We start from the raw sequence: 23312 nt of genomic DNA on the forward strand, positions 1-23312 counted from the left end.
ACAAAAAAGAGCCTTAAACAGGGAGCAGTTATCTTGATTTTTAACGATATTTATGCATACATTCCTCTTTTCTCAATTACGGCAACCGCTGCAGTTGTATTTATTCTTCTGCTTGCAATAAGAAAAAAAAGTACTGCCCGCGTAAGTTTTATAGCACTTTTGTCTACAATTCTTGTTGCTGCAGGAAGTTTTATTGCGGCAGTCCACAGTCTTGGCAACGAGTCCGCAGATGATTCACTTATGGTTTTCGCCACATTCTGTCTTGCGGCATTTATAATAGTAATTCCATACTGTATAATACTCTGCACCTTTGAACCAAAAAAAATCGACAAGCTTGTTCCGCACTCTCTCAATGTCGCAGCAAAAAAAGCAGAAGTAGCACAGGCAGAAGAGCCCCAGAAACATACCGAAGCAACACAGGAAGATGTAAAAATTCTTGACATAAGCAAAATTTTTATGGCAAAGGCAACAGAAGCCGTTTCTTCAGAAAACGGAATGAATTCACTTCTTGACTATGTAAACGAAACAATCCGCAAGGATATCAAGGCAGACGGAGGCGCAATTCTTCTTGTAGATGACTTTGATGATATTATTACCGTAAAATCCTTTGACGGAGACTTCCCTCCCCCGTACAAGTTGCCGAACGACATGCCGCACAAACCTATAAGAGTTGCAACAAACTTCAAATTTGCTTCTTTCCCCCTGCGCGACAATATTTTTGGCGAAATTGCCATTTCTGGCAAGCCTGAACTTATTACAAAGCCCGAACTTGACGACAGAATTTACCAGAACGGACCTGAAGAATTCCTTGAAATCGGAAGTTATATCATTGTACCCATGAAAATTCAGGATACAGTTATAGGTGTAGCTGCTTTCTCCCGAAATCATGGAAACACTCTCTTTACGGAAGATGACCTTAAAGCCGCAACAACAATTGCAGACTTTGCAGCAGCAGCAATAAAGAGCGTTGTTTCGGTAAAGGATGTTATCGAGCACAATTCACTTATAAACGAAGCAAATACAGCCTCCAGCATTCAGAATCTGCTCCATCCTGCAAAACTCCCTGTAATAAGCGGAATGCAGATCGGAACAATCTGGAACCCGTCAGAAGGCGTTTGCGGTGACTATTATGACATTATTCCTTCAAGAAAAGACCGTGTATCCTTTGTAATAAGCGACATTGCAGGAAAAGGAATAAACAGCGTTATAGTTATGTCAATGCTTCGTGCAATGATAAGACTTGTTGTAAACACCAAACAGTCTGCAGGTACAATTCTTGAATGGGTAAACCACGGCATTGCAGGTGAAAGTTTCAGTACAGACCACTTTGCGTCATGTGCACTTATAAATTACAATCCGGTTTCACATTCATTCGAATTTGCAACCGGCGGAACAACACCGATATTCTACTATGACAGCGCAAGTGCCAAATTTACAAAACTGTCACACTCAAGCGAGCCAATAGGAGTTGATAAAACTTCTCAATATAAAAATACAATCCAGAATGTAAAGTCTGGAGACATTTTGGTGACTTACACCGACGGTTTGGTCGAAGCTTTGAATGAACAGGGCCAGCAGTATACAAAAGAATCATTGCTCAGAGTAATAACAGAGCATCATGCTTCTTCTGCCAAAGATATTGCAAACCTTGTCAAAGCAGATATCAAAAAATTCAGCGGAACAGTAAGTCAGCACGATGACCAGAGTTTGCTGGTAATTAAATTTTAAGTAATTTTGGGCATTAAGGAGACAAACCTATGGAACTTAAAATAAGGAAAAACGGAGATGTCTACATCATTGATGTAAATGGTGAGATGGATTTGTACAATTCCTACAAACTCAAGGAACTTGTCATGAAGATGCTTGAGAAAAATGTAAAGTCATTCATTATAAACCTTGAGCAGGTTGACTACATTGACTCTTCTGGAATCGGAGCGCTCATTTACATCTGCTCAACCATCAAAAAGATGAATCTTAAGCTTTATATTTCCAACATTCATGGCTCAGTAAAAAAGGTTATTGAACTTACAAAGCTTATGGGCTACTTCCCTATTGCAAACAGCGTAGAAGAAGCGTTGCTTATGATTAATGAGTAGAGGTTAAGAAGATGGAAGAAATTAAAGAGTTGCGTTCAGACGGAAACGATCCGTTGTTTGACAAAACCAATATGCTTTACAAAGCGTTTCCGTCAAACTTCAGACAGATCCGCTATTTTACACTTCTTATCGTTCAGTCTGCTCCTCTTGAAATAAAGGAAATCAACCTTTTGGAACAGCAGATAAGCGAAGTTATCAAGAATGCTGTAAAACATGGAAATCATTGTGATATAAACAAAAAGGTTCACATATGGTATTCTTTCTCTGCAACTCATGCTCATCTTATTGTTGAAGATGAAGGAGAAGGATTCAAAGACCTCGAAAAATGGAACGAATTCAACAAAAAGCGTCTTGAGTGTCTGCACAATTCAAATTTTGAAGAACTTTCAAACTATGTTTCATTCAGAACAAAAAAATCTGATGATCAGGACGGCGGTAACGCATTGTTTGCAGCACTTGAATACTGGAACGGCGGATTTGTTTACAACGACAAAAAGAACGGAGTAGCAATGCTCAAGCGTTTCCAGCAGAAACGTCACGGCGTTACAGTTGACGCTGAATAGTTTTTTTATTAAATTAGTATTAATATTTATTGATATTAATCCGGGGGTGCACCGGTTTCGACAGGAAGGAGAAATCTTGTGCTGCAGGTGGGCGTGAAGGTGCCCTGAACTGACAAAATAATAACTGCAAAACGTAGAGAAGACGAAGAGTCTTACAACGAACAGTTAGCACTCGCTGCTTAAGCAGTGCCGGAACTTCAGTTGTGCTGTTCCTAACAGCTGGATGTTCTGTCACAAACAGGGACTTGCTCTGCATTATGTTCGGGTTCTGCAGGGGACTTTATCCGGAATAAGGAGACGACGCCTTTGAAGCCGCTACCGTTTCCCGACAACTACCTCGCTTCAATAAACCTGTAGAGGCGCCTGGTTTGCCTACTTGGACGCGAGTTCAACTCTCGCCATCTCCAATGTCAAAAAGTATACGTTATGCTTGTCTTTCTGACATCTGGGACCCGGAATATTCCGGGTCCCTTTTTTTACTCCTTTTCCACTCCCCTGTTGCATGTAAAATTATTTGTCAAAGGAAATGTAAATATTTTTTACTATTTTACCGGCCGTTGTCAGTTTGGGAAGGTCAGATTTGTTTATATCCCCATCTGTTCCGTCAAGGGAACCGGTTCCGCAGAGTTGCAGTTTTATTTCGCTGACTTTGTCTTTTTCCTGGGGAACTGTAAGGGTTCCTGAATAAACGCAGGACGGCTGTCCGTTAACGCCGGAGTTTTTCTTTGTAAAAGACTCGTTGTAATCAAAGCTCTGGTTTACTTCGGCATAGAAAATATAAGTACGGCCGGCTTTAAGTTCAAAGTCACATTCAGCAGTAAGACCTTTTTTTGGTGTAGCACCGCTTACCGCATCAAACCTTGTTCTGTCTGTTTTTGAAGGATCTGTTCTGCTCGCTGCATACCATACAGGAAGTGAGTCCGGGCGGCCGTTTTTTGGAGAAAATTTCCAGCCTTTTTCTGAGGCTGACTTTGTAACGTACAGCGTCTTTTCGTATCCGGACTGTTCATTATGTACCCAGACAGCAATTTGGGGTGCTCTTTTATTCCAGACTTCGCCCGGTTCTATATAAACCTTTACTTTTTCACAGAAAGTCGGTGAACACGCTGCCAGCAGCAAAAACAAAACGGTAAATTTAATTGTAAACTTCTTCATAAAAAAACTATAACCCGTATTGCCCCGCTTTTCAATTCGAAACTATCTTTTCTGCGGCGGACTGAGCTTTCAGTTTTGTGTCGTATATTGTTACGGAATTCTGGTCCAGCCAGCCTTTGTCAAATTCGTACCAGAGTATTTTTTCTGAAGACGCGACCGTTTTTTTCTTTGAAGTGTTTTCATCGGCTTCTACCGGAATTTCTGCAAAACGGCTTCCCTTAACAAGAAAAATATCACCATTGCGTGCGTGACCGGTAATTGTGTCAGAGTATCCGCAACCGCTTCTGAAGGCAACATACGGAACCTTTACTACAGCCCATTCGTAGCCCGGAGCAAGATCAGAATAGCTTTCGTGGGAAAGATCTATTGTCTTTGATTTTGAACATCCGGCAAAAAAAACAGCGGCCGCAAAAAAGAACAGAACAGTAACCGAGCGCCTCATTTTTTCACTGACTCCGCGTATTCCCTTACTTTCGGATACAAAAGCATGTCGCTGTCAACAAAATTCAATTCTTTTATTTTGTCAAAAGTTACCCACTTATATTCCGAATGTTCGGTAAGCTTATACTTTCTGAAAATACCGCGGTGCGGCACAAAAATTCTGTAAGCATGAAGATTTACATCGGTTCCGTTATGCGCAAAAACAGCAGAAGCAACAGCATCCCCAACTTTTACACAGACCCCGAATTCTTCCTGAAATTCACGTACTATAGCCTGTTCATCAGTTTCCCCTGCCTCTACTTTTCCGCCAGGAAATTCCCACCTGCCGCCCATCTGTCCAACCAGATTTCTGTGGGCAACAAGAACTTTGTCCTTAAAAAGAGCAATACATGCAATTGACGTTTTTGACATAACAACCTCTACTTTTTCTGACCGGTGTTTTTCTACAGAAGCATAACCTGGGGAAAGACAAAGTGCAGAAGTCCGGCCAAAAGACAGAAAACTCCTATATATTTTCTTGAATCGATAAATACAGTCTGAATATTATCCGGAATCGTTGAATCTGCAGCAGAAGAAGATACATAGTATTCAACAAGCAGAGCGGCACCTCCAGCAAGTCCGGCCAAAGCGGGAACAAGGTCTCCTATTACCGGAATGTCGTTTCTGAATACAGAAAGAATTTTCATAATTCCTACAAAGACGGCAAGTATTCCGACAACAAGACGGAATGTTCTGTTTTCAAAAGTTCCGTGAATTGCGTCATAAGCCACAGAGTCTTTTGTCGTGGCATTTTCAGCCCCGTCAGATTCAGCGGTGTCAAACAAATCATCACCAGAAACAGAAATCTCATTTTTTTTCTGAACAAGGCTCTTTCCATATACCAGAACAAGTCCTGCAAGAATATTCAGCAGAACCGACAAAAAATAAAACTGTGCCATAGAATTTCTCCCATAAAAAGTCCACGCAATCCCGATGGATTTTTTATACTTCTATAATATATCTTATATTTTATCGGAAACAGGCAGAATTGTCTTTAGAAAAGTTCACCTTGCTTCAACAGAAACGCTCAGTTCCGCACTTTCGCCTGAAGAAGAAACCGTGCACTTTACGACAGCAACATCATAGTCGTTGAACGAAGCCCGCAAAAATCCGTCCTGGCCAGAAGAAAATTCCCCTTGAGACAAAAACTTGTCGCAAACCGCACCGTCTGTATTTACAGCTTCAAAACTTGCCGAAACCAAAACTTTTTCTTCACTTTTGACAGAAAGACTTGCATATACTTTCCCTTCGAACGAAAACGCACTTAAATCACACAAAGCTGTTCCGATTTTGTCAGATCCGGATCGTGAACTCAGAATAAATATTATAAAACAAAGGGCCGTACACATAAGAAGCGCAAAAAACATCATGCGGTTTCCTTTTGTGGCTACAAGTGTCCTGAAAAGTCCTTTGCTTGTCTTTGTCTTTCCCGTGGCAAGATTTCTGTAAATTTCGTTTTCCCGGTTTCTGAAAGAGCCGCGCTTGTAGTGAAAGACTATATTTTCTTCATCTGCGGGATAACCGTCAGTTTCGTTTTCCAGAATATCCATTAATTGTTTATCACCGACTGAATCAAAGAATCTGTTCGCCACCAGCCCACTTTTGCACTGTCTTTCTGAACAAGAAGTGCAGAAATTATTCCTGTATTGCTTAAACTGAATGTATAATAAAGATTGTCTGTTCGGCTTACGGGAATCTGCCTTTTTAAAATACGCTGACCGTCAACCTGAACCATCTGCACATTCATTCCGTCTTCTGCATTTACAATAAAAAACATCCAGTTGTTTTCGGTAACTCCAAGAAAATCATAGGGAATTTCGTATTCAACCTTGGAAAAACCCTGTGCAATTTCTTCTGAATAAGCCGGAATAGCAACTGATTTTTCGTATTCCCCTGTTTCTACAGAAAGCGGATGCACAAGAGTACACTTGTAGTCAATGCCTGACTGAACCCTGCTGGCCTCATCGGTATAACTTTCAAAATAGTCGGCCTTAAGATACAGTTTTCGTTCGTTGTAGTCGGGAACAATATTTTCTACAGAAAAGAAAGTGTCATTTTTTTCATCCTTAAACGGATTGGGAACATTTTCTTTTTTTACCGGCACCGCATACATAAGATAGCCGTCGGTAGAAAACCAGTATACCTGGAATCCGTCGCCTGTCGTGCAGACTACAACAAGTTCAGATGCATTTGTCGTGTAAATGTTCTTAATGAAAGGAAACGGTGTTCCTCCCGGCCCCTGCTGTCCTATGTAGTCAAGAAATTTTCCCGAAGCATCAAAACGCAACACTACCTGAGCAAGGGACATTTTCTTTTCTTCATCATATTCACGCCGTTCCTGCGGAAGAACATCCACCGCATAAAGGTATTTGCGTGAATCAACAGAAACGGCCTTTATGTTATTGAACGGATAGGATACGGCTTTTCTTGTTGCGCTGGTACCGTCTGTTCCTTTGGAAAAGGATGGAACAGGATTGAAATCTTCGTTGTAGTAAATTGTAAGAAGATCTCCGTAGCTGTTAAGTTCCATTATCTTTTTTGACTCACTGTTTGCTATGTAAAAAAATCCGTCACGCATTGCAATTGAAGTGTCTATGCTTCCAACGCGTGAAACATCAAACATATTTATCTGATTGTCAAAATTACCGTATTCAAGTTCAAAAAGAACGTCACTTTGAACCGATGAAATTCTTTTTGAGCCGCCGCACGAAACAAAGGCCGTACAAATACCGCAAAGAAGCGATGTATATACGGCAGTATATTTTGTAAAAGAAAACACTTATTCATCCTTAAATATAGCAAGGCAATCGCCAGAAAAAAACAGCAGTGCCTTTATATAATATATATAATATAATAGAATAAAGTTTATATTGTCAATGTAACAAAAATAAAGTATATTTATGTATTATGTTTGATAAGATATTAACGTTTTTTCTTGGATCCAAAAATGATAGAGATGTAAAGGCACTTAAGCCTATAGTCGCCGCTGTAGAAGCAAAAGAAAGCTGGGCTCAGTCTTTTTCTGACGAACAGTTTCCCCAGCAGACACAGATTCTGAAAGACCGCCTCAATAAGGGCGAAACTCTGGATGATATTCTGCCCGAAGCATTTGCACTCGCAAGGGAAGCAGCAAGACGTGTTCTGGGAGAAAGAGCCTACCCTGTTCAGATTATGGGTTCTCTTGTTCTTAATTCAGGCCGCATTACAGAAATGAAGACCGGAGAAGGAAAGACACTCATGTGCGTTTGTGCTGCGTATCTTAACTCTCTTACAGGAAAAGGCGTTCATATAGTTACCGTCAACGATTATCTTGCAGAACGTGACTCTGCCTGGATGGGACGCGTCTACAAATTCCTTGGCCAGAGCGTTGGCTGCATTCTAAGCAACATGGACAACGAAGCAAGACGCGCGGCCTATGCATGCGACCTTACTTACGGAACAAACAACGAATTCGGCTTTGACTACCTGCGCGACAACATGCAGATAGATCTTTCAAGAAAGGTTCAGAGAGGATTCAACTTCTGTATCGTTGACGAAATTGACTCTATTCTTATTGATGAAGCAAGAACCCCGCTTATTATAAGCGGCCAGGGCGAAGACGACACTTACAAATACCACGAAGTAGACAAATATGTAAACCAGTTTACCGAAGTTGCAAAAGACCCCAAGACAAACGACTATCCTGATGAAGTGGACATGACTCCCGAACAGAGAGCAGCTTTGGAAGGCGACTACAAACTGGACGAAAAGAGCCGCAGAGTTTCATTTACCGACAAGGGTATGAACAAAATAAATGACATTCTGCACCAGCACAACCTTATTTCAGAAGATTCTACTGTTTTTGACGAGCAGAATTTTGAGTACGTTCACTATTTTACACAGGCTGTCCGTGCACATACACTTTATCACAATGATGTTGACTATGTTGTAAAAGACGGTCAGGTTCAAATTGTAGATGAATTTACAGGACGCATTCTTGAAGGAAGACGCTACGGTGACGGACTTCATCAGGCAATAGAAGCAAAGGAACACCTGCGTATTGCACAGCGCAACAGAACACTTGCCACAATTACATTCCAGAACTACTTCAGAATGTATGACAAACTTTCCGGAATGACAGGAACAGCTGCTACAGAAGCTGTTGAATTCAGCAAAATATACAACCTTGATGTAGTTGTAATTCCTACAAACCGCCCTGTTGCAAGAAAAGACGAAGATGATGAAGTATACCTTAACGAAAGCGACAAGTGGAACGCAATTGTAAAGGAAGTTGACGAATGCCACAAAAAAGGACAGCCTGTTCTTATCGGTACAGTTTCTGTAGAAAAGTCAGAGCATCTGTCTGCCCTTCTTACACGCAGGGGAATAAAGCATGAAGTTCTTAACGCAAAGAACCATGCACGTGAAGCAATGATTATTGCAGAAGCCGGTGCAAAGGGAGCTGTAACAGTAGCCACAAACATGGCCGGACGCGGTACAGACATTAAGCTTGGCGGAAACCCCGAAATGAGGGCAAGAAAGCGTGTCGGAACAGAAGCTTCCCAGGAACAGTTCGAGGCAGCACTCGCCATAGAAAAGGAACAGTACAAAAAGGACTATGAAGAAGTAAAAGCCCTCGGCGGTCTATATGTAATAGGTTCAGAACGCCATGAATCCAGGCGCATAGACAACCAGTTACGCGGACGTTCGGGACGTCAGGGTGACCCAGGAAGAAGCAAATTCTATATTTCAATGGATGATGATCTTATGAGACTCTTCGGCGGGGAACGCATGAAGAAAATCATGACCAGCGTCGGTATGGAACCCGGTGAACCAATAAACCATCCATGGCTTAACAAAAGCATCGAAAAGGCACAAAAGAAAGTCGAAGAGCGCAACTTTGAAATAAGAAAGAACCTTCTTGACTATGATGATGTTCTTAACCAGCAGAGAAAGTTCATCTATGAGCAGCGTGACGAAATTCTTGCAGACAACAATCTTTCCGGACGCGTTATGGACAATGCAAAAGAAAGTGTTGCAGCTATTTTTGAAGAATACGAGGCAGAAAAACGCCACTCAAAGGCAAATTCCCAGTCGGCACTTGCAGACAAAATCAAGAATACATTCGGACAGATTGTTCAATATGACAGTCTTACAAAAGAAGGTGTCACGGCAATCCTTCAGAACGATATTACCCAGAAGGAAATGCTTGTAGGCAAGCCCAATCTTAATATGTTTATACGCTATCAGTATATCCAGATGATAGACAAAAAGTGGCTTGACCAGCTTGAATACCTCGACGGTCTCAGGGAAGCCGTACACCTGCGCTCTTACGGAAGTAAAAATCCTCTTACCGAATACAAAATTGACGGTTTCAATACATTTGATGCCATGCTTGATGACATAAGGGATTCTGTTACCAGCCGTGTCTTTAAGGTAAAGATTCAGATTCAGCCGGCAGAACGCGAAATAAGGCAGCAGAATGTTCATATGAATGCACAGCACCAGGAGGCGCAGTCTGCTATCGATTCACAGACAAGATCAGCCCAGCAGGCAGCACAGAATTCTGCAATGAGAAGCGGCAGACAAGGTCAGAGTATAACAGTAACAAGGGCAACCCCAAAGATAGGAAGAAATGATCCCTGCCCGTGCGGTTCCGGAAAGAAATACAAGAACTGTTGCGGTAAAAACTAAGCTTAGAACAGGACATTCTCCAGTACAAAGAATGTCCTGTTTAATTAGTTGAATAAAAAAAAGAACCACCCGTTTGTAACAGGTGGTTCTTTTTTTTATTCTCATTTCCGGGAATCAGGTATTCCTATTCTGTTAAGCGGCCAGAATCTGAAACTGGCTTTACCCAGTATTCTGTCACGTTCAACATACTGCGGTGCCATATTGGAATAATATCTTATCGAAAGCGGATCGTATGCAGTTACATTCACAAGTGCCTGTTTATAGCTGTGGCGCATATCAAGTGAATTATAGCGGTTGTCTCCCATCATCATATATGACTTTGCAGGAATAACAGCCATGGTTCCGTCAGAATTATTTGGAGGGAAAACCGGCATATTTCTCTGGTCCATACGCAGAATATAGTCATTCAAAGCTTGGGCAAATACAAGCTGTTCCATTCTCACAGGACTTGCGGCCACTTCAGAAGAAGAAGCACCGGACTCAACAAGACGTGCCGTTTCGACAACAATGCGTCCGAACGCAAGTTTTGCCATAACATTCAGCCTAAAGCACGCGTCAGAATACATATCTCCTCCAACAAGGAAAGCATCCAGAACTGAAGAATTTTTGTGCCAGCCGTTCATGAACATGTCAAACCACTGCGCTCCTCCGTCAACAGTCAAAAGGTTAAGCGCATGCGTGTTTACAGAACTGAACAGGTTGTAAATAAAAAGATCTGCGGAATTAAGAAGACCGGCGGCAATTTCTGCACTGACTGTTCCGCCTTTGGCAAAAGATGCAAATTGTGCAGAAAGACGCTCACACTCAGCAGCAGCAGATTTAAGGTCAAGCGCGCGTCTTTCACTTTCTATATAAAGAGTGCTATCATAATCACTTTCGCTCATAGGAATCCATTCTATTTTGTTTTTGGTTTCTGAAGAAAGGCCGTTAAGGTTCCATGCGGCCCACTTTTTGTCATCTTCCACGACTTTGAATTCAGGATTTGCCCTGGTTCTTGAATAAAGGTTTCCGTCAAGCATTACAAGCTGCTCGCCTTCTGTTCCGACAATTCTTTTGACAAGAGGATCTGCCTTTATTTCACCGTTTTCGTCGGTATTTGTTTTAAGAAGTGTAAGCGAACACATGTAAATAAACTGGCTGAAAAAAGTCTTTACTTCGCTTTTTCTGTCATTTCCATAATGTGGATTCCTGAATACTACAATATCGCCCCTTTTGTAATCCTGAATGTAGGGAATTCCGGCCTGACTAAGCGGAAACTTTGGTCCTGCAAGAGTCTTAAACACAACAACCCTGTCTTTAACAAGAAAAGTCGGCACCATGCTTTCAGAAGGAATTTCATAAAGTTGGAATAAAAAAATATTCAGAAGAATAATGGTAAACACAGCCTGAATAAGCGCGTCAACCCACTCAAGGATTTCCCTTAAAACAGCAGCGGCTCCGTGCAGGGAAGACTTGGGAAAGTTCTGGACAAGCGCCCCCCACTCTTCGTTAAGGGAAACAATGCGCTTTTCGGACAGAATGTGCTGGATATAAAACGAAATGAGCATGGTTACAGTCCACACAAGTGCACACATAATGTCCAGTGCGAACGGCATTCCTCTGTTACCCGAACGCTGTATTACAAAAGCGCTTATAAAAACAAAGGGCTCATACTGAAAGACGCGCCTTATAGCCGTAAGATGACGCAGATTTGATTTTTTAAGAAGCTGAATGTTTCCTGAATAAAATAAAATTGCCGTAAAAACTGCAGCAAGAGGGAAAGCCAGAAGCGAAATATCGGCATGGAAAGAAAGGCTTAAAATACTGAAAAGTACAGAAAGCACAATGTTTATGTAAATGCAAACAGTTAGTTTTTTCATGCCTTGATTATATCAAAAATACTGATATAATACTACTGTATGGCTCTTGCATTTAATATAGACAAAGCACTTTCTCTTCTCGGAGGCGAACAGGATCTTCTAAAGGAACTTCTTGAGTCGTTTGTAAGGGATAAAATTTTTGAACCAAAGAAACTGGAACAGCTCGAAACCCTGGATGACAAGTCCGAAGCCGTAGCCTATGTCCATTACTTTAAGGGTGCCGCAAGACAGCTTTCTGCAGAAACCCTTGCCCAAACAGGACAGGAACTTGAAGACATTCTGCGCAACAAAAAAACAGGCAGTCTTGAAGAGCTCAACAAAAAATTCTATCTTGACTACCAGAATGCATACAAAGCCTTTACTCATGCCCTGGAAATATTATAGGCACTGCAAAAGTTTTTTTCTGTCACATACTGAATTTCCTGCAGACTGCATTTTCTGATTGATGCGGCAGTTTCATAAACATTTTTAATGGCACAGGCCTTTGAATATTTTTCTCCCCTCTGTGTCTGAAAAGGTGCATCTGTTTCAAAAAGAATTCTGTCTGCAGGAAGTTCTGCTACGCATGAAATATTTTTTTTGTTTCCCCTGAAAATTCCGCTTCCGAAAGAAAAGTATGAGTTTATTCCGCGAGAAAGAAGGGAAGAAGCCTCGCGCACACCGAATGCAAATGAATGAAAGACCACTGACCTTAATGAAGAAAGTTCGCGGGTGTACGAAAACAGAATATCCAGCGCCTTTCTGTCATGAATTATAAGCGGAACACCATATTCCAAAGCCTTTTTGACCGAAAACTCCCAGGCCAGAATCTGCTGTTGTTTTTGCGACTTGAATTCAGGGGTAAAAAAGTCAAAGCCACTCTCGCCTATTGCAGAAATCTGACCTGTTTCCAGAAGTTCACACATAAACTCTGAATCACAAAGATCTGGATTCTGCGGATGAAAGCCGTAAGACTCAACCACAAAGGCATTTCTTTGTTCAGAAAGAATTTTTGCAGCAGCTTTCTGTTTTGCAAAGTCATCACTGGAATGCGCACAGGAACAAAGCATAAGTTCTTCTTCTTTTTCAAGTCCGGCATAAATTTCCTGCGCACCAAAAATTTCTGCACACTGACCAAGATGAATATGGGCGTCACAGTACATAATACCTCCGCAAAATAAGTTCCTGCACTTTAGTGCCAACAATAAAAAAGTCTAAACACTTTCCGTGTAATTCCGAAAATATAATTACAGGGTGAATAACAAAACAGTCCCCTGTTACAGGAGCAGAACATGGGAAGTTACACATTAAAAAGCATCGGAAAGGCAAGTGACTACATGACAATCCTTCGTGACACGGAGGACGGATTTGTCGTAAGAATTGTCCGCGACAAGGACGGCTACGATGAAATAACAACTGACTTTATCTCAAAGGCTCTTTTTGACAGCTGCATAAGAACAGGCTACCTTACAAAGATTGCAGACTCCGAGCAGAAACTCGCAGTTAACGCTTAGGTTTTTACCTGAACTATTCAGTTTACAATACATTGTCTTCTATAAGCTGTCTGGCAGCATCAAATCTGGCTTTCCTGTCACTTGTCCGGGGAAGCCAGTTTATTTTTACACCTTTTCGTTCCATTCCGCGGAACCAGGTTTCCTGGCGTTTTGCAAACTGACAGATAGCATGATAAAGTTCATCTGTCATTGTCTGAACAGAATCTATCTTACCTTCCAGAAACAAACTCACATATCTGTATTCAAGCCCCAGTTTTTCAAGACGTTCCCAGGAAAATCCCTGCTCATGGAGTGAAGAAACTTCTTCTATCATTCCGGCTTCAATACGTTCAATAAGCCGTAGCTTTATATTCTGCCTGAGTACATCCCTTTCAAGGGTTGTTCCTATTACAAAAGAATCAATCTGCGGACGCGGCCCGGTTCTTTTTTTTAATTCTGCACATTCGGGACTTTGTCGGAAGGTTTCTATTTCTATAGCCCTTACAACGCGTTCCCTTATCAGAAGATCACTTTTGTTATGAAGATTTGGTCTGAGCTCAAGAAGTTTTTTTCCAAGTTCTTCAAGGGAAAGTTTGTCAAGTTCTGCACGCAGGTCTTTGTTTTCTTCTACCGGAACAAAATCATAACCTCTTACAACAGAGTCAACATACATTCCTGTTCCGCCAACAATAAAAGGCATTTTTCCTTCTGAACGCATAGTTTTGAACAGAGAATAAAAATCCTGCTGGTAAGAAAAAACATTGTATTCACTGGCCAGCGTTGTAATGTCAATCAGATGATACGGTATTTTTTTTGAACCGGCGGAATATTCGCTTAGGTCTTTTCCGCTTCCCAAATCAAGTCCTTTATAAACCTGCCTTGAGTCTGCAGAAATAATTTCCCAGCCGTACTCTGCCGCAAGCTGTACTCCAAGAGAAGTTTTTCCTACGGCAGTCGGTCCCAGAAGAACCACACAGTTGGGCTTTAAGGAATTTACAGGACTCTGCATATTGCGCACTTGAGGTATTCGCTCTTCGGATAGCCGAGAAGAACAGGATGATCGGGGCCTGCTCCTCTTTTTTCAAGAACCTGCACTCTTTTGTGACTGTCCATTGCAGCATGCATTATCATAGAATAGAATGTATTTTCATCGAAGTAATATGAACAGGAACAGGTTACAAGAATTCCGCCTTCATTAAGAAGTCTCATTGCCCTAAGGTTTATTTCCTTGTATCCGCCGTAAGCTTTTTGGATAAGTTTTGCACTTTTTGTAAAAGCAGGAGGATCCAGAATTATTACGTCGAATTTTTCCCCGTCGGCTTCATACTTTTTAAGAAGATCAAAAACATCGCCACAAACAGCTTCCATTGTTTTGGATGCGTTGTTCAGCTTAATATTGCGGTTTATCATGTCTACCGCTTCTTGGGAAATGTCGGCACTTACAACTTTACGGGCGCCGGCCTTTACTGCATTGAGTCCAAAGGCTCCTGTATGTGAAAAAGTATCAAGGACTTTTTTTCCTTTGCAGAATTCAGCAGCACGGGCACGGTTGAATTTCTGATCCAAAAAATAGCCTGTTTTCTGACCATGGGCAATGTCTACATGAATTTTTACGCCGTTTTCGGTAATTGTAATTGTTTCGTTTCTTTCGGCTCCAATCCAGCCTGACTTTTCGGCAAGTCCCTCTTTTTCACGAACAGAAGCGTCACTTCTTTCATAAATTCCGTAAGGAGAACAGACGTTCTTCAAGGCTTCAATTATTTCATCACGGAACACTTCGCATGCAAGGGCAAGGAACTGGACAACAAGATAAACCCTGTCATCCTCGCAGTAACGCTCAACGATAAGACCCGGAATAAAGTCTGCCTCGCCGAAAATAAGCCTGTAGCTGTCAGAGTCAGAATAATTGAGTCTGCGTATATTTGCTGCATCGCGTACAATTTTTTCCCAGTAAGATCTGGTATCGGCAGCAATAATATCTGCATGGGCGCATCCTATCATGCGTACTGTAATGCGTGACTTGCGGTTTATAATGCCTGTTCCAAGAAAGCCACCTGCATTGGTACATACTTCAACAAGAGAACCGTCAGAAACTTTGCAGTCAGCAAGAGAAGTAGTTTTTATTCCGCTTCCGTCGGCCGCTGCAAATTTAACAGAGTGAATCTCATTGTCAAAAACCCAGGGAAATCCCTGAGCAATTTCTTTATCTTCCTTTGGCTTCAATAATATTCTTGCAGTGTCAGTCATTTTTTACCTCACAGTGTGAAACAGAACCTTGTCCGGCAGATTTTCCGTTTCCGAGCATTTCCTGCATGGTGTGCCAGCCCAAAACCGCGCATTTTACACGTGCAGGCATAAAACTTATGTTTTTGAGTGAAGCAGCCTCATCCAGTTCTTCCAAAGCTTCTCCGTCTGCCTTACCCTGAATCATATCCATAAAAAGGGATGCAAGCCTTAAAGCTTCTTCGCGAGACTTTCCTATTACATCATCCAGCATCATGTCAACAGAAGCCTGGCTTACGGCACAACCCGACCCGTTAAAGGAACCGTCAGTTATTATTCCGTTTTCGTCAATTTTAAGCTGAAGGTAAATGTTGTCTCCACAACTTGGATTAACCCCCTGAAGTGTAAGCGAAGCGCCTTCTGTAACCCCCTTGTGACTGGGGTTCAAATTATGTTCGTTAAGAATTTCCTGATAAAGCGATTTTAAATCCATTTTATAACTCCGTGTTTTAGTCTTTAAAACCCATCCATCCGCGGATTTTTGAAACTTTTTCTACAAAGCGAACTGCTTCGTCCTGCGTATTGTAAAAATAAGCACTTGCTCTGGCTGTACTTCCGACCCCAAGCTTCTGCATCAAAGGCTGAGCGCAGTGGTGACCGGCTCGTATTGCAACATGTTCTGTATCAAGAATAGATGCAATGTCATGCGGATGAACACCATCTATTGTGAAAGTAACAATTCCGCAGTGTTTTGCGCTGTCAGAATTTCCTATCACATGAACGTGCGGAATGTTTGAAAAGCCGTCCATGATTATTTTGGCAAGATTATTGTCGTTGCGCTCAATATTTTCGAGACCGACTTCATCAAGGTATTTTACAGCGCGCGCAAATCCCACTGCATCACCGGCATTGACTGTTCCCGCTTCAAACTTGTGCGGAAGTTCGGCATATGTGGCACTTTCGCGGGTTACATATTCTATCATTTCACCGCCCGAAAGGAACGGAGGCATTGCGTCAAGCAAATCTTTTCTTCCGTAAAGCGCGCCAATTCCCATAGGAGCACAAAGTTTGTGGCCGCTCATCGCAAAAAAATCTGCTCCAAGCTGCTGTACATCTATCTTCATATGCGGGGAACTCTGCGCTCCGTCTACAACAACAACAGCACCCTTTCCATTGTCACCGACGCGGTGTGCAAAAGCAGCTATATCAGAAACGGGATTGGTAATTCCAAAAACATTGCTTACCTGCGCAATCGCAACGATTTTTGTCCTGGAATTTATTTTGCCTTCATATTCTTCTTTTGAAATAACACCGTCATCAGAACTTTCCAGCCACACAAGCTTTGCTTTTTTTGCACGGCATACCATCTGCCAGGGAAGAATATTGGAATGATGTTCCATGCAGGAAACAACAATTTCATCCCCTTCATTTACAGAATTCATACCGTAGCTGTATGCAACAAGGTTAAGGCTTTCTGTAGTATTCCGTGTAAATATAAGACATGAAGAGTCCGGCGCATTTATAAAGTCCGCAACAGTTTTTCTGGAATTCTCATAAAGATCCGTAGCTTTAATACTTAACGAATAAAGACCGCGCAGAGGATTCGCATTTGACGTTCTGTAAAAATCAGAAACGGCTTCTATTACACAGTCAGGACGCTGGGTTGTTGCAGCACTGTCAAGATAAACCAAATCTTTATTTTCAGGAGCAGAAAAAATTTTAAAATCTTTTCTAAACTCATTTGCAGCGCTATTCATCAAAGACTCCTTCGACAAAATTATTTATATCGTTTACAAGAGCCGAATCGCAAATAAATCTGCATACGGCCGAAATTTTTGCCCTTACCATAAGACGGCGTGCAGTTTTTTCATCGATTCCCCTGCTCTGCATATAGAACAGAATTTCGGGAGCGAGTTTTCCTATTGATGCACCGTGTCTGCCTTCAACGGCTTCTTCATCGCACAGAATAACCGGCAGAGTTTTGTTGACTGCTTCAGGGCTCAGCAAAAGAACATTTTCCTGTTCATCACCACGGCTTTCGATACATCCGCGAACAAAATCAATTGTTCCCCTCCAGACTTTGCGTCCGTCTCCTGTAACAACACCGTCTGCAAACATTCTGCTCGAAGTAGAACGTCCCGTCTGTCGACTAATATAATTCATGTCAAGTGACGACTGCGGCCGTGTAATATAACCGCATCTTCCCTCAAAGGATGACTGGTACCCCAAAAGATTCTGAAGGTTTCCAGAATAGACACGCTTTCCGCCAAGCTCAAGTTCGGTAAATTCAACTTTGGAAGAATCAGCGACCACAGAGCCCAGACTAAAGAAACATGTATCTTTTTTTGAAACCATATTTACAAAAACGATATTAATAAGGGAATTCTGCGCGGCACACACCCGTACCCTTAATCCGAAAGTTCCGGTTGTTTCACATTCATCTGCAGAATTGCGGCAGTCAAAAATAAAAGTACAGTCACTTTGTTCAGCGGCATCTATAACAACATCACAGGCAGCGTTATTCAAAGAAGCAAGATCAAATGACAATCTTACAGAAGACGGCACTTTTCCCGAAACAGAAAAAACTTTCACCAAAGAACCAGCTGCATTCATTCCGCTGTCAAAAGCAGAATCAAATTCAGTTCCCATACCGGTCTGAATATTTTTATAAGTTCCGTCCAGTTCACCAAAGGGAATATCTTTTGTACAAACACCATCTGGTATTGTGGCAGTACCAGGCACATTGCAGAACGAAACTTCAGCGTCCATTCTGGCTCTGTTGATATCAAGAAAATTCCACGTTAAACTTGGAAAAGGGTTTACATAAGCATTTATTTTTGATTGCGCCATCACATTGTTCCTTTCATCTCAAGCTGAATAAGATTATTCATTTCTACGGCATACTCAAGCGGCAGTTCCTTGCTAACAGGATTTGCAAAACCGCTAACTATCATTGCACGCGCATCCTCTTCTGAAATACCGCGACTCATAAGATAAAATACAGCCTTGTTGGAAATGCGCCCGATCTTTGCTTCGTGCCCGACATCACAGTCGTCAGTCATAATGTTCATTGCGGGAACAGTATCAGAGCGGCTTTCGGCATCAAGCATAAGACTTGAACAGTCAACGCTTGCCTTTGAATGAAGTGCGCTTTTGTTTACAACAATGGAACTGCGGTAAGTGCATGTTCCGCCCGACTTGCTTATAGACTTTGTATTGATTACCGTAGATGTATTTTTTCCTATGTGAACCATTTTTGCGCCGGTATCAAGATTCTGTCCCTTTCCGGCAAAAGTGATTCCGGTAAATTCACATGAAGAACTGTCGCCCTTAAGAATAGTAGAAGGATAAAGGTAAGAAATATGGCTTCCGAAAGAACCGCTTACCCATTCCATGCGGCCACCTTCCTCTACAATAGCTCTCTTTGTGTTAAGATTGTACATGTTTTTGGACCAGTTTTCGATTGTACTGTATCTTAAGCGTGCATTCTTTTTGACATAAAGTTCAACACAACCGGCGTGAAGATTGGCAACATTATACTTTGGAGCCGAACAGCCTTCAATAAAATGCAAATCAGCACCTTCATCCACAATAATAAGCGTATGTTCAAACTGACCGGCACCGGCAGCATTCAGGCGAAAGTAAGACTGAAGAGGAATCTTTACCTTAACGCCTTTAGGAACATAAACAAAACTTCCGCCGCTCCAGACTGCACCGTGAAGAGCTGCAAATTTATGATCCGTCGGCGGAACAAGATGCATGAAATACTCGCGCACCATATCTGCATATTCACCCTTCAACGCGCTTTCCATGTCTGTATAAACAACACCCTGTTCAGAAACTTCATCTTTTACGTTATGGTAAACAAGTTCACTGTCATACTGCGCACCTACTCCGGCAAGGCTCTGTCGTTCAGCTTCGGGAATACCAAGTTTTTCAAAAGTGTCCTTAATATCCTGCGGAACATCTGCCCACTTTGCAGCCATTTCTGTCTTTGGCTTAACATAAGTAACAATCTTCTGAATATCCAGATCCTTGATATCGGGCCCCCAGTCAGGTTCCTGTGTTTTATTGAATATTTCCAGCGACTTCAGACGGAATTCCTTCATCCACTCGGGATCCTTTTTTTCTTCGCTGATTTTATTTACAATAGAAGAATCAAGTCCCGCGCGGATTTTATAGAAGTCACGGTCGTTTTCCTCGTAGCGAAAATCGTATAAAGAACGGTTAATGTCTGCTACCTGAGTTTTCGCTTCTTCCATATCAGAGACCTCCGTTGGCGGCATTTGCTTTGACAGACTCCATCGCGGCTTTTGCTGCAGCAGCAAGTCTTTCACGACGCTCTGCATCCTTGATTTCTGCAGGAATAAACTTGTCAAATCCGTTTTCGTTTATTTCGTTAACCAGTGTTCCGTCACCAGAATGAACAAGATGTCCCTTAACCATAACATGTGTTCTGTCTACATGAAGGCTTTCAAGAATTCTGGTTGAATGTGTAATAATAAGAAGAGAACCGCCCACACTTTTCTGGTATTCTTCTATTCCTTTGCTTACAGTGCGAACAGCGTCTACATCAAGACCGGAATCAGTTTCGTCAAGAATTGCAAGTTTTGGTTTAAGCATCAAAAGCTGAAGGATTTCTGACTTTTTCTTTTCACCGCCCGAAAATCCTACGTTAAGGTCACGGCCGGCGTAGGAATGGTTCATGTTAAGAATATCCATTGCTTTTTCAAGTTCCTTCTGGAAAGAAAACAGTTTTATCTTCTGGCCTGAAACCTGCTGCATTGAAGAACGTATAAAAGACTCAAGCGAAATACCCGGAACTTCAAGCGGTTCCTGAAAACTAAGAAAAATTCCGGCCTTTGCGCGTTTGTCTGCTGAATAAGAAGTAATGTCTTCACCGTCAAAGAAAATATGACCACCGCTGACAGAATACTCAGGGCTTCCCATAAGCGTGTAACCGAGGGTTGACTTTCCGGCTCCATTCGGCCCCATAAGTACGTGAATTTCACCGGGGTTAATCTCAAGCGAAACGTCATGCAAAATAGTCTTATCGCCAATACCAGCGCTCAATTTCTGTATCTGTAGCAATTTGTCTGCCATAAAAAGCCTCTTTATATACAATTTCTATTAAAATAGTAGGAATTTACAATTCCAATATAACATTTTAAGCTAAAGTCGGCAAGAAATCTTTTGAATTTCCATTAAACCGCACGCAAGTCTAGCATATATTGTAAATAAAATAAAGTAGAGGCAAAAAATGAAAAAGCAAAAAAAAAGACTGCCCTTTTTTGGACAGTCCTCATGACGCATGGCAGACTCGAACTGCCGACCCTCTGCTTAGAAGGCAGATGCTCTAATCCAGCTGAGCTAAAGCGCCAAGTGATATTTATCATACACCAAGTTACTATTTATTTCAATAGCAAATACCTATCTTTTAAAAATATTATGTAAAAAAAATGTCGGTCCGAAAAACCAAACCGACATTTTTTAAAATGCACTCTATTCAGAAACTTTTCTGTCAGGAGGAATAACAAGGTTAAGAATTATTCCGACAACAGTAGCAAGGGCAACAGAGCCTAACTGGAATGTAAACGGGTTACCGCCGACATTGATATTGAACTTAAGAAGTCCGCCGCCAATTCCAATAACCATTATTACAGATGAAATTGTAAGGTTTCTCTTGTTCTGATAATCTACACCGCTTTCTACAATTGTTCTGAGTCCCGAAGAAGCAATAAGTCCGTAAAGAAGAATACATATTCCACCCAGTACTGGCGTCGGAATTGTCTGTATAAGAGCTCCGAATTTCTGGCAGAAAGAAAGAATTATAGCTATAACTGCAGCACCGCCTATAACCCAGACTGAATAAACCTTGGTAATAGCCATAACTCCGATATTTTCACCGTAAGTTGTATTTGGCGGACCACCCCAGAGAGCTGCCCACGCTGTAGCAAGACCGTCGCCGAGCAAAGTTCTGTGAAGTCCCGGATCTTCGTAGAAATTCTTTCCTACAACTTTGGAAGTTGTAAGAACATCGCCCAGATGCTCACACATAGTTGCAATGGAAACGATTACAAAAGTAAGAATTGCAACAAGATTAAACTTCGGGGCCATATAAAAATACTTTCCGTTTTCGTCAGTATGAAGGAAAGGAAGACCAAACCAGTTTGCGTCACGTACAATATCAAAATCGATGAGCTTGTACTGGGGGAAAATTAAACCCATAATAAGAGTAAAAATATAACCGCCAACAAGTCCGATCAGAATGGAAAGCGTGTTAAAGAAACCCCTGAAGAAAATCGTGGCAATAATTGCAACCGAAAGAGTTACAAGTGCAATGCTTCCGTAAACGAGGCTGTAATTACCGTTATTATAGAGAGCTTCACCAATTGCAGTCGGTGCAAGGCTCATTCCTATTACAATAATAACAGAACCAATAACTACAGGAGGAAGAACTTTGTCAATCCATTTGCGTCCTGCAAGCTTAATAATCAAAGCAACAAGAGCGTAAAAAAGACCGGCAAAAATTGAACCTCCCATCGCATATTCAGGACCGTAATTCTGTCCAATGGCAATCAAAGCCGGAATAAAGGCAAATGATGATCCAAGATAAGAAGGCACTTTTGCGCCGGTCACAAGAATGTAAAGCAGTGTTCCCGTACCCGCAGTAAAGAGAGCCGTAGATGTACTAAGACCCGTCAGAAGCGGAACAAGAATAGTAGCTCCAAACATTGCAAAAACATGCTGAAAACTCAGCGGAATCCAGCGGCCGATCGATGGTCTGTCGTGCGGTCCAAGAATTTCATTAGTGGAACTCACATTATCCTCCAGTCAATTCAGTTTAACAGCGGAACTTCCGCAGTCGCAAAAGTATATCACAAAATTATTTTTAGTAAAAGGCGGTGAATAAGCAAAAATTTACAATTTGACGCATAAAATTGTAAAAAAAAGGCACAGTTCATTATTAAATTTTAATTGTATTCGTCGTATTCTGATTCCCTGACAGTAATTGAACCAAGATGCAGAACTTCGCTGTAAGAAGTCGTAAAGCTTGTATCACGGCCTACAGAAACAGCATACATGTCAATGTACCAGCAGCCTTCTTCTGTAGCAGTGTCTGACCATGTAACGTCTTCATCACCGTTTTTTGGAACAGGGCTATTTTCATCTTTTGAATTGAAATTAAATCCGTATGAAGAATTTATATTGCGCCGGGGAAAATACACATCCACTCCTGAACCTTCTGTATTCCATGAAGAGTCATATTCTTTCATCTGGGTGCGTCCTGTGCAGACTACGTTTGTATAGGGATTATCTTCTGACTCACCCTGAAAATGATTGAGCCTTATATAAACATACCTTGGAGTTTGAGCATCTTTAACAATAGAAACCTGTGACCCAGGAGAAATGAATCTTAAGGTTTTGTAACCGTAACTGTCAATAAGCTTTTCAGCAGCCGCAGAAGCATCTGTTCCGTTGGTAATACTTGAAATAGAACTCTGGCAGCTTGTCATGGCAGATGAACTTCTGTAAATCTTGTAATAGACTTCAGTTCCCAAAAACTCAAATTCGCCCAAAGAAATATTCGGTTCGGAACCTTCATTTGTTCTAAAAGAAAAATAATCAAGAGTTCGGTCAGAGTTGGTATAAAGAACAAGCCTGTCTTCCTGCGGCGGGTCCAGATAGTAAAAAGCTTCAAGTCCGCATGAAGCAAACAAAAAAAGGCAGAAAGTAAAAAGCATAAAAGACAATCCTCTTACAACTTTCATTTTTCCGCCTTTCATAAAG

Annotated in this window: 23 protein-coding genes, 1 tRNA gene and 1 other RNA gene; 7 read left to right on the forward strand and 18 right to left on the reverse strand. The window is 41.6% G+C overall.

What is annotated here, in order from left to right; genetic code table 11:
• Positions 1 to 33: 33 nt before the first annotated feature.
• The 4 genes from IWA51_RS07855 (at position 34) to ssrA (ending at position 3069) form a co-directional block, all read left to right on the forward strand.
• A complete protein-coding gene (locus IWA51_RS07855; protein ID WP_198442024.1) occupies positions 34 to 1728 on the forward strand; it encodes a PP2C family protein-serine/threonine phosphatase in 1695 nt (564 codons plus the stop codon).
• A gap of 29 nt (positions 1729 to 1757) precedes the next feature.
• Positions 1758 to 2096, forward strand: a complete 339-nt coding sequence (locus IWA51_RS07860; protein WP_177528913.1) for an anti-sigma factor antagonist — start codon at positions 1758 to 1760, stop codon at positions 2094 to 2096.
• A gap of 11 nt (positions 2097 to 2107) precedes the next feature.
• Positions 2108 to 2659: an ATP-binding protein gene (locus IWA51_RS07865; RefSeq protein WP_177528914.1), complete on the forward strand. Its 552-nt coding sequence runs from the start codon at positions 2108 to 2110 to the stop codon at positions 2657 to 2659.
• Positions 2660 to 2701: 42 nt separating this feature from the next.
• Positions 2702 to 3069, forward strand: a transfer-messenger RNA (tmRNA) gene (gene ssrA / locus IWA51_RS07870).
• A gap of 100 nt (positions 3070 to 3169) precedes the next feature.
• Here ssrA and IWA51_RS07875 read toward each other — a convergent pair.
• The 6 genes from IWA51_RS07875 to IWA51_RS07900 all read right to left on the reverse strand — a co-directional run bounded on the left by IWA51_RS07875 (position 3170) and on the right by IWA51_RS07900 (position 7073).
• On the reverse strand, positions 3170 to 3814 hold the full coding sequence (locus IWA51_RS07875) for a DUF2271 domain-containing protein (RefSeq protein ID WP_198442025.1): 645 nt from the start codon (positions 3812 to 3814) through the stop codon (positions 3170 to 3172).
• Between the two features lie 31 nt (positions 3815 to 3845).
• Positions 3846 to 4256 carry a hypothetical protein gene (locus IWA51_RS07880; protein ID WP_198442026.1) on the reverse strand — a complete coding sequence of 137 codons (411 nt, stop codon included), beginning with the start codon at positions 4254 to 4256 and terminating at the stop codon, positions 3846 to 3848.
• Positions 4253 to 4666, reverse strand: coding sequence for a (deoxy)nucleoside triphosphate pyrophosphohydrolase (locus IWA51_RS07885; protein ID WP_198442027.1), 414 nt, complete (start codon positions 4664 to 4666; stop codon positions 4253 to 4255). Before IWA51_RS07885 ends, IWA51_RS07880 begins: the two co-directional genes overlap by 4 nt.
• Before the next feature lie 32 nt (positions 4667 to 4698).
• Entirely contained in the window at positions 4699 to 5193 is a 495-nt protein-coding gene (locus tag IWA51_RS07890; protein WP_198442028.1) for a hypothetical protein, read from the reverse strand.
• Positions 5194 to 5298: 105 nt separating this feature from the next.
• A complete protein-coding gene (locus IWA51_RS07895; protein ID WP_198442029.1) occupies positions 5299 to 5844 on the reverse strand; it encodes a hypothetical protein in 546 nt (181 codons plus the stop codon).
• Positions 5844 to 7073, reverse strand: coding sequence for an LIC_12708 family protein (locus IWA51_RS07900; RefSeq protein ID WP_230402628.1), 1230 nt, complete (start codon positions 7071 to 7073; stop codon positions 5844 to 5846). Before IWA51_RS07900 ends, IWA51_RS07895 begins: the two co-directional genes overlap by 1 nt.
• Before the next feature lie 128 nt (positions 7074 to 7201).
• On the opposite strand from IWA51_RS07900, the gene secA reads away from it, so the two are divergent.
• Positions 7202 to 9967, forward strand: coding sequence for a preprotein translocase subunit SecA (gene secA / locus IWA51_RS07905; protein ID WP_198442030.1), 2766 nt, complete (start codon positions 7202 to 7204; stop codon positions 9965 to 9967).
• Positions 9968 to 10068: 101 nt separating this feature from the next.
• On the opposite strand, the gene lepB is transcribed toward secA, so the two are convergent.
• Positions 10069 to 11826 (reverse strand): signal peptidase I, encoded by a 1758-nt coding sequence (lepB, locus tag IWA51_RS07910; RefSeq protein ID WP_198442031.1) that lies wholly within the window; start codon positions 11824 to 11826, stop codon positions 10069 to 10071.
• Between the two features lie 39 nt (positions 11827 to 11865).
• Between lepB and IWA51_RS07915 the strand changes: the two genes are divergently transcribed.
• Complete coding sequence (locus IWA51_RS07915) at positions 11866 to 12210, forward strand: Hpt domain-containing protein (protein ID WP_177528922.1); 345 nt, start codon at positions 11866 to 11868, stop codon at positions 12208 to 12210.
• On the opposite strand, the gene IWA51_RS07920 is transcribed toward IWA51_RS07915, so the two are convergent.
• Positions 12189 to 12968 carry a TatD family hydrolase gene (locus IWA51_RS07920; protein ID WP_198442032.1) on the reverse strand — a complete coding sequence of 260 codons (780 nt, stop codon included), beginning with the start codon at positions 12966 to 12968 and terminating at the stop codon, positions 12189 to 12191. The two genes, IWA51_RS07915 and IWA51_RS07920, sit on opposite strands and share 22 nt — an antisense overlap.
• Positions 12969 to 13097: 129 nt before the next feature.
• Here IWA51_RS07920 and IWA51_RS07925 point away from each other — a divergent pair, with 129 nt between their 5' ends.
• Positions 13098 to 13319 carry a hypothetical protein gene (locus IWA51_RS07925; RefSeq protein WP_177528924.1) on the forward strand — a complete coding sequence of 74 codons (222 nt, stop codon included), beginning with the start codon at positions 13098 to 13100 and terminating at the stop codon, positions 13317 to 13319.
• Positions 13320 to 13341: 22 nt separating this feature from the next.
• Here the strand turns inward: IWA51_RS07925 and miaA are convergent, their stop codons facing one another.
• The 10 genes from miaA to IWA51_RS07975 form a co-directional block, all read right to left on the reverse strand.
• Positions 13342 to 14307, reverse strand: coding sequence for a tRNA (adenosine(37)-N6)-dimethylallyltransferase MiaA (miaA, locus tag IWA51_RS07930; RefSeq protein WP_198442033.1), 966 nt, complete (start codon positions 14305 to 14307; stop codon positions 13342 to 13344).
• A complete protein-coding gene (locus tag IWA51_RS07935) occupies positions 14292 to 15545 on the reverse strand; it encodes a class I SAM-dependent rRNA methyltransferase (protein WP_198442034.1) in 1254 nt (417 codons plus the stop codon). The genes miaA and IWA51_RS07935 overlap by 16 nt, the downstream gene beginning before the upstream one ends.
• Positions 15538 to 16014, reverse strand: a complete 477-nt coding sequence (gene sufU / locus IWA51_RS07940) for a Fe-S cluster assembly sulfur transfer protein SufU (protein ID WP_198442035.1) — start codon at positions 16012 to 16014, stop codon at positions 15538 to 15540. The genes IWA51_RS07935 and sufU overlap by 8 nt, the downstream gene beginning before the upstream one ends.
• A 16-nt stretch (positions 16015 to 16030) precedes the next feature.
• Positions 16031 to 17278, reverse strand: coding sequence for an aminotransferase class V-fold PLP-dependent enzyme (locus IWA51_RS07945; RefSeq protein ID WP_177528928.1), 1248 nt, complete (start codon positions 17276 to 17278; stop codon positions 16031 to 16033).
• On the reverse strand, positions 17271 to 18371 hold the full coding sequence (locus IWA51_RS07950) for a SufB/SufD family protein (RefSeq protein WP_177528929.1): 1101 nt from the start codon (positions 18369 to 18371) through the stop codon (positions 17271 to 17273). Before IWA51_RS07950 ends, IWA51_RS07945 begins: the two co-directional genes overlap by 8 nt.
• Positions 18371 to 19783 (reverse strand): Fe-S cluster assembly protein SufB, encoded by a 1413-nt coding sequence (gene sufB, locus IWA51_RS07955; RefSeq protein ID WP_177528930.1) that lies wholly within the window; start codon positions 19781 to 19783, stop codon positions 18371 to 18373. The genes IWA51_RS07950 and sufB overlap by 1 nt, the downstream gene beginning before the upstream one ends.
• Before the next feature lies 1 nt (position 19784).
• Complete coding sequence (sufC, locus tag IWA51_RS07960; protein ID WP_177528931.1) at positions 19785 to 20624, reverse strand: Fe-S cluster assembly ATPase SufC; 840 nt, start codon at positions 20622 to 20624, stop codon at positions 19785 to 19787.
• Between the two features lie 202 nt (positions 20625 to 20826).
• A tRNA-Arg gene (locus IWA51_RS07965) sits at positions 20827 to 20901 on the reverse strand.
• A gap of 122 nt (positions 20902 to 21023) precedes the next feature.
• Positions 21024 to 22343 carry a uracil-xanthine permease family protein gene (locus IWA51_RS07970; RefSeq protein ID WP_198442036.1) on the reverse strand — a complete coding sequence of 440 codons (1320 nt, stop codon included), beginning with the start codon at positions 22341 to 22343 and terminating at the stop codon, positions 21024 to 21026.
• Between the two features lie 152 nt (positions 22344 to 22495).
• Positions 22496 to 23293, reverse strand: a complete 798-nt coding sequence (locus IWA51_RS07975) for a hypothetical protein (protein WP_198442037.1) — start codon at positions 23291 to 23293, stop codon at positions 22496 to 22498.
• Positions 23294 to 23312: the final 19 nt, after the last annotated feature.

This window comes from Treponema peruense (assembly GCF_016117655.1).
Classification (GTDB): domain Bacteria; phylum Spirochaetota; class Spirochaetia; order Treponematales; family Treponemataceae; genus Treponema_D; species Treponema_D peruense.

Bases quoted from the DNA above. Each gene is read 5' to 3' on its own strand.
- miaA (WP_198442033.1), bottom strand. From the start codon at position 14,307: ATGCAGAGTCCTGTAAATTCCTTAAAGCCCAACTGTGTGGTTCTTCTG.
- sufU (WP_198442035.1), bottom strand. From the start codon at position 16,014: ATGGATTTAAAATCGCTTTATCAGGAAATTCTTAACGAACATAATTTG.
- IWA51_RS07885 (WP_198442027.1), bottom strand. From the start codon at position 4,666: ATGTCAAAAACGTCAATTGCATGTATTGCTCTTTTTAAGGACAAAGTT.
- IWA51_RS07920 (WP_198442032.1), bottom strand. From the start codon at position 12,968: ATGTACTGTGACGCCCATATTCATCTTGGTCAGTGTGCAGAAATTTTT.
- IWA51_RS07935 (WP_198442034.1), bottom strand. From the start codon at position 15,545: ATGACTGACACTGCAAGAATATTATTGAAGCCAAAGGAAGATAAAGAA.
- IWA51_RS07945 (WP_177528928.1), bottom strand. From the start codon at position 17,278: ATGAATAGCGCTGCAAATGAGTTTAGAAAAGATTTTAAAATTTTTTCT.
- IWA51_RS07950 (WP_177528929.1), bottom strand. From the start codon at position 18,371: ATGGCGCAATCAAAAATAAATGCTTATGTAAACCCTTTTCCAAGTTTA.
- IWA51_RS07860 (WP_177528913.1), top strand. From the start codon at position 1,758: ATGGAACTTAAAATAAGGAAAAACGGAGATGTCTACATCATTGATGTA.
- sufC (WP_177528931.1), bottom strand. From the start codon at position 20,624: ATGGCAGACAAATTGCTACAGATACAGAAATTGAGCGCTGGTATTGGC.
- IWA51_RS07875 (WP_198442025.1), bottom strand. From the start codon at position 3,814: ATGAAGAAGTTTACAATTAAATTTACCGTTTTGTTTTTGCTGCTGGCA.
- lepB (WP_198442031.1), bottom strand. From the start codon at position 11,826: ATGAAAAAACTAACTGTTTGCATTTACATAAACATTGTGCTTTCTGTA.
- IWA51_RS07895 (WP_198442029.1), bottom strand. From the start codon at position 5,844: ATGGATATTCTGGAAAACGAAACTGACGGTTATCCCGCAGATGAAGAA.
- sufB (WP_177528930.1), bottom strand. From the start codon at position 19,783: ATGGAAGAAGCGAAAACTCAGGTAGCAGACATTAACCGTTCTTTATAC.
- IWA51_RS07890 (WP_198442028.1), bottom strand. From the start codon at position 5,193: ATGGCACAGTTTTATTTTTTGTCGGTTCTGCTGAATATTCTTGCAGGA.
- IWA51_RS07975 (WP_198442037.1), bottom strand. From the start codon at position 23,293: ATGAAAGTTGTAAGAGGATTGTCTTTTATGCTTTTTACTTTCTGCCTT.
- IWA51_RS07925 (WP_177528924.1), top strand. From the start codon at position 13,098: ATGGGAAGTTACACATTAAAAAGCATCGGAAAGGCAAGTGACTACATG.
- secA (WP_198442030.1), top strand. From the start codon at position 7,202: ATGTTTGATAAGATATTAACGTTTTTTCTTGGATCCAAAAATGATAGA.
- IWA51_RS07880 (WP_198442026.1), bottom strand. From the start codon at position 4,256: ATGAGGCGCTCGGTTACTGTTCTGTTCTTTTTTGCGGCCGCTGTTTTT.
- IWA51_RS07915 (WP_177528922.1), top strand. From the start codon at position 11,866: ATGGCTCTTGCATTTAATATAGACAAAGCACTTTCTCTTCTCGGAGGC.
- IWA51_RS07865 (WP_177528914.1), top strand. From the start codon at position 2,108: ATGGAAGAAATTAAAGAGTTGCGTTCAGACGGAAACGATCCGTTGTTT.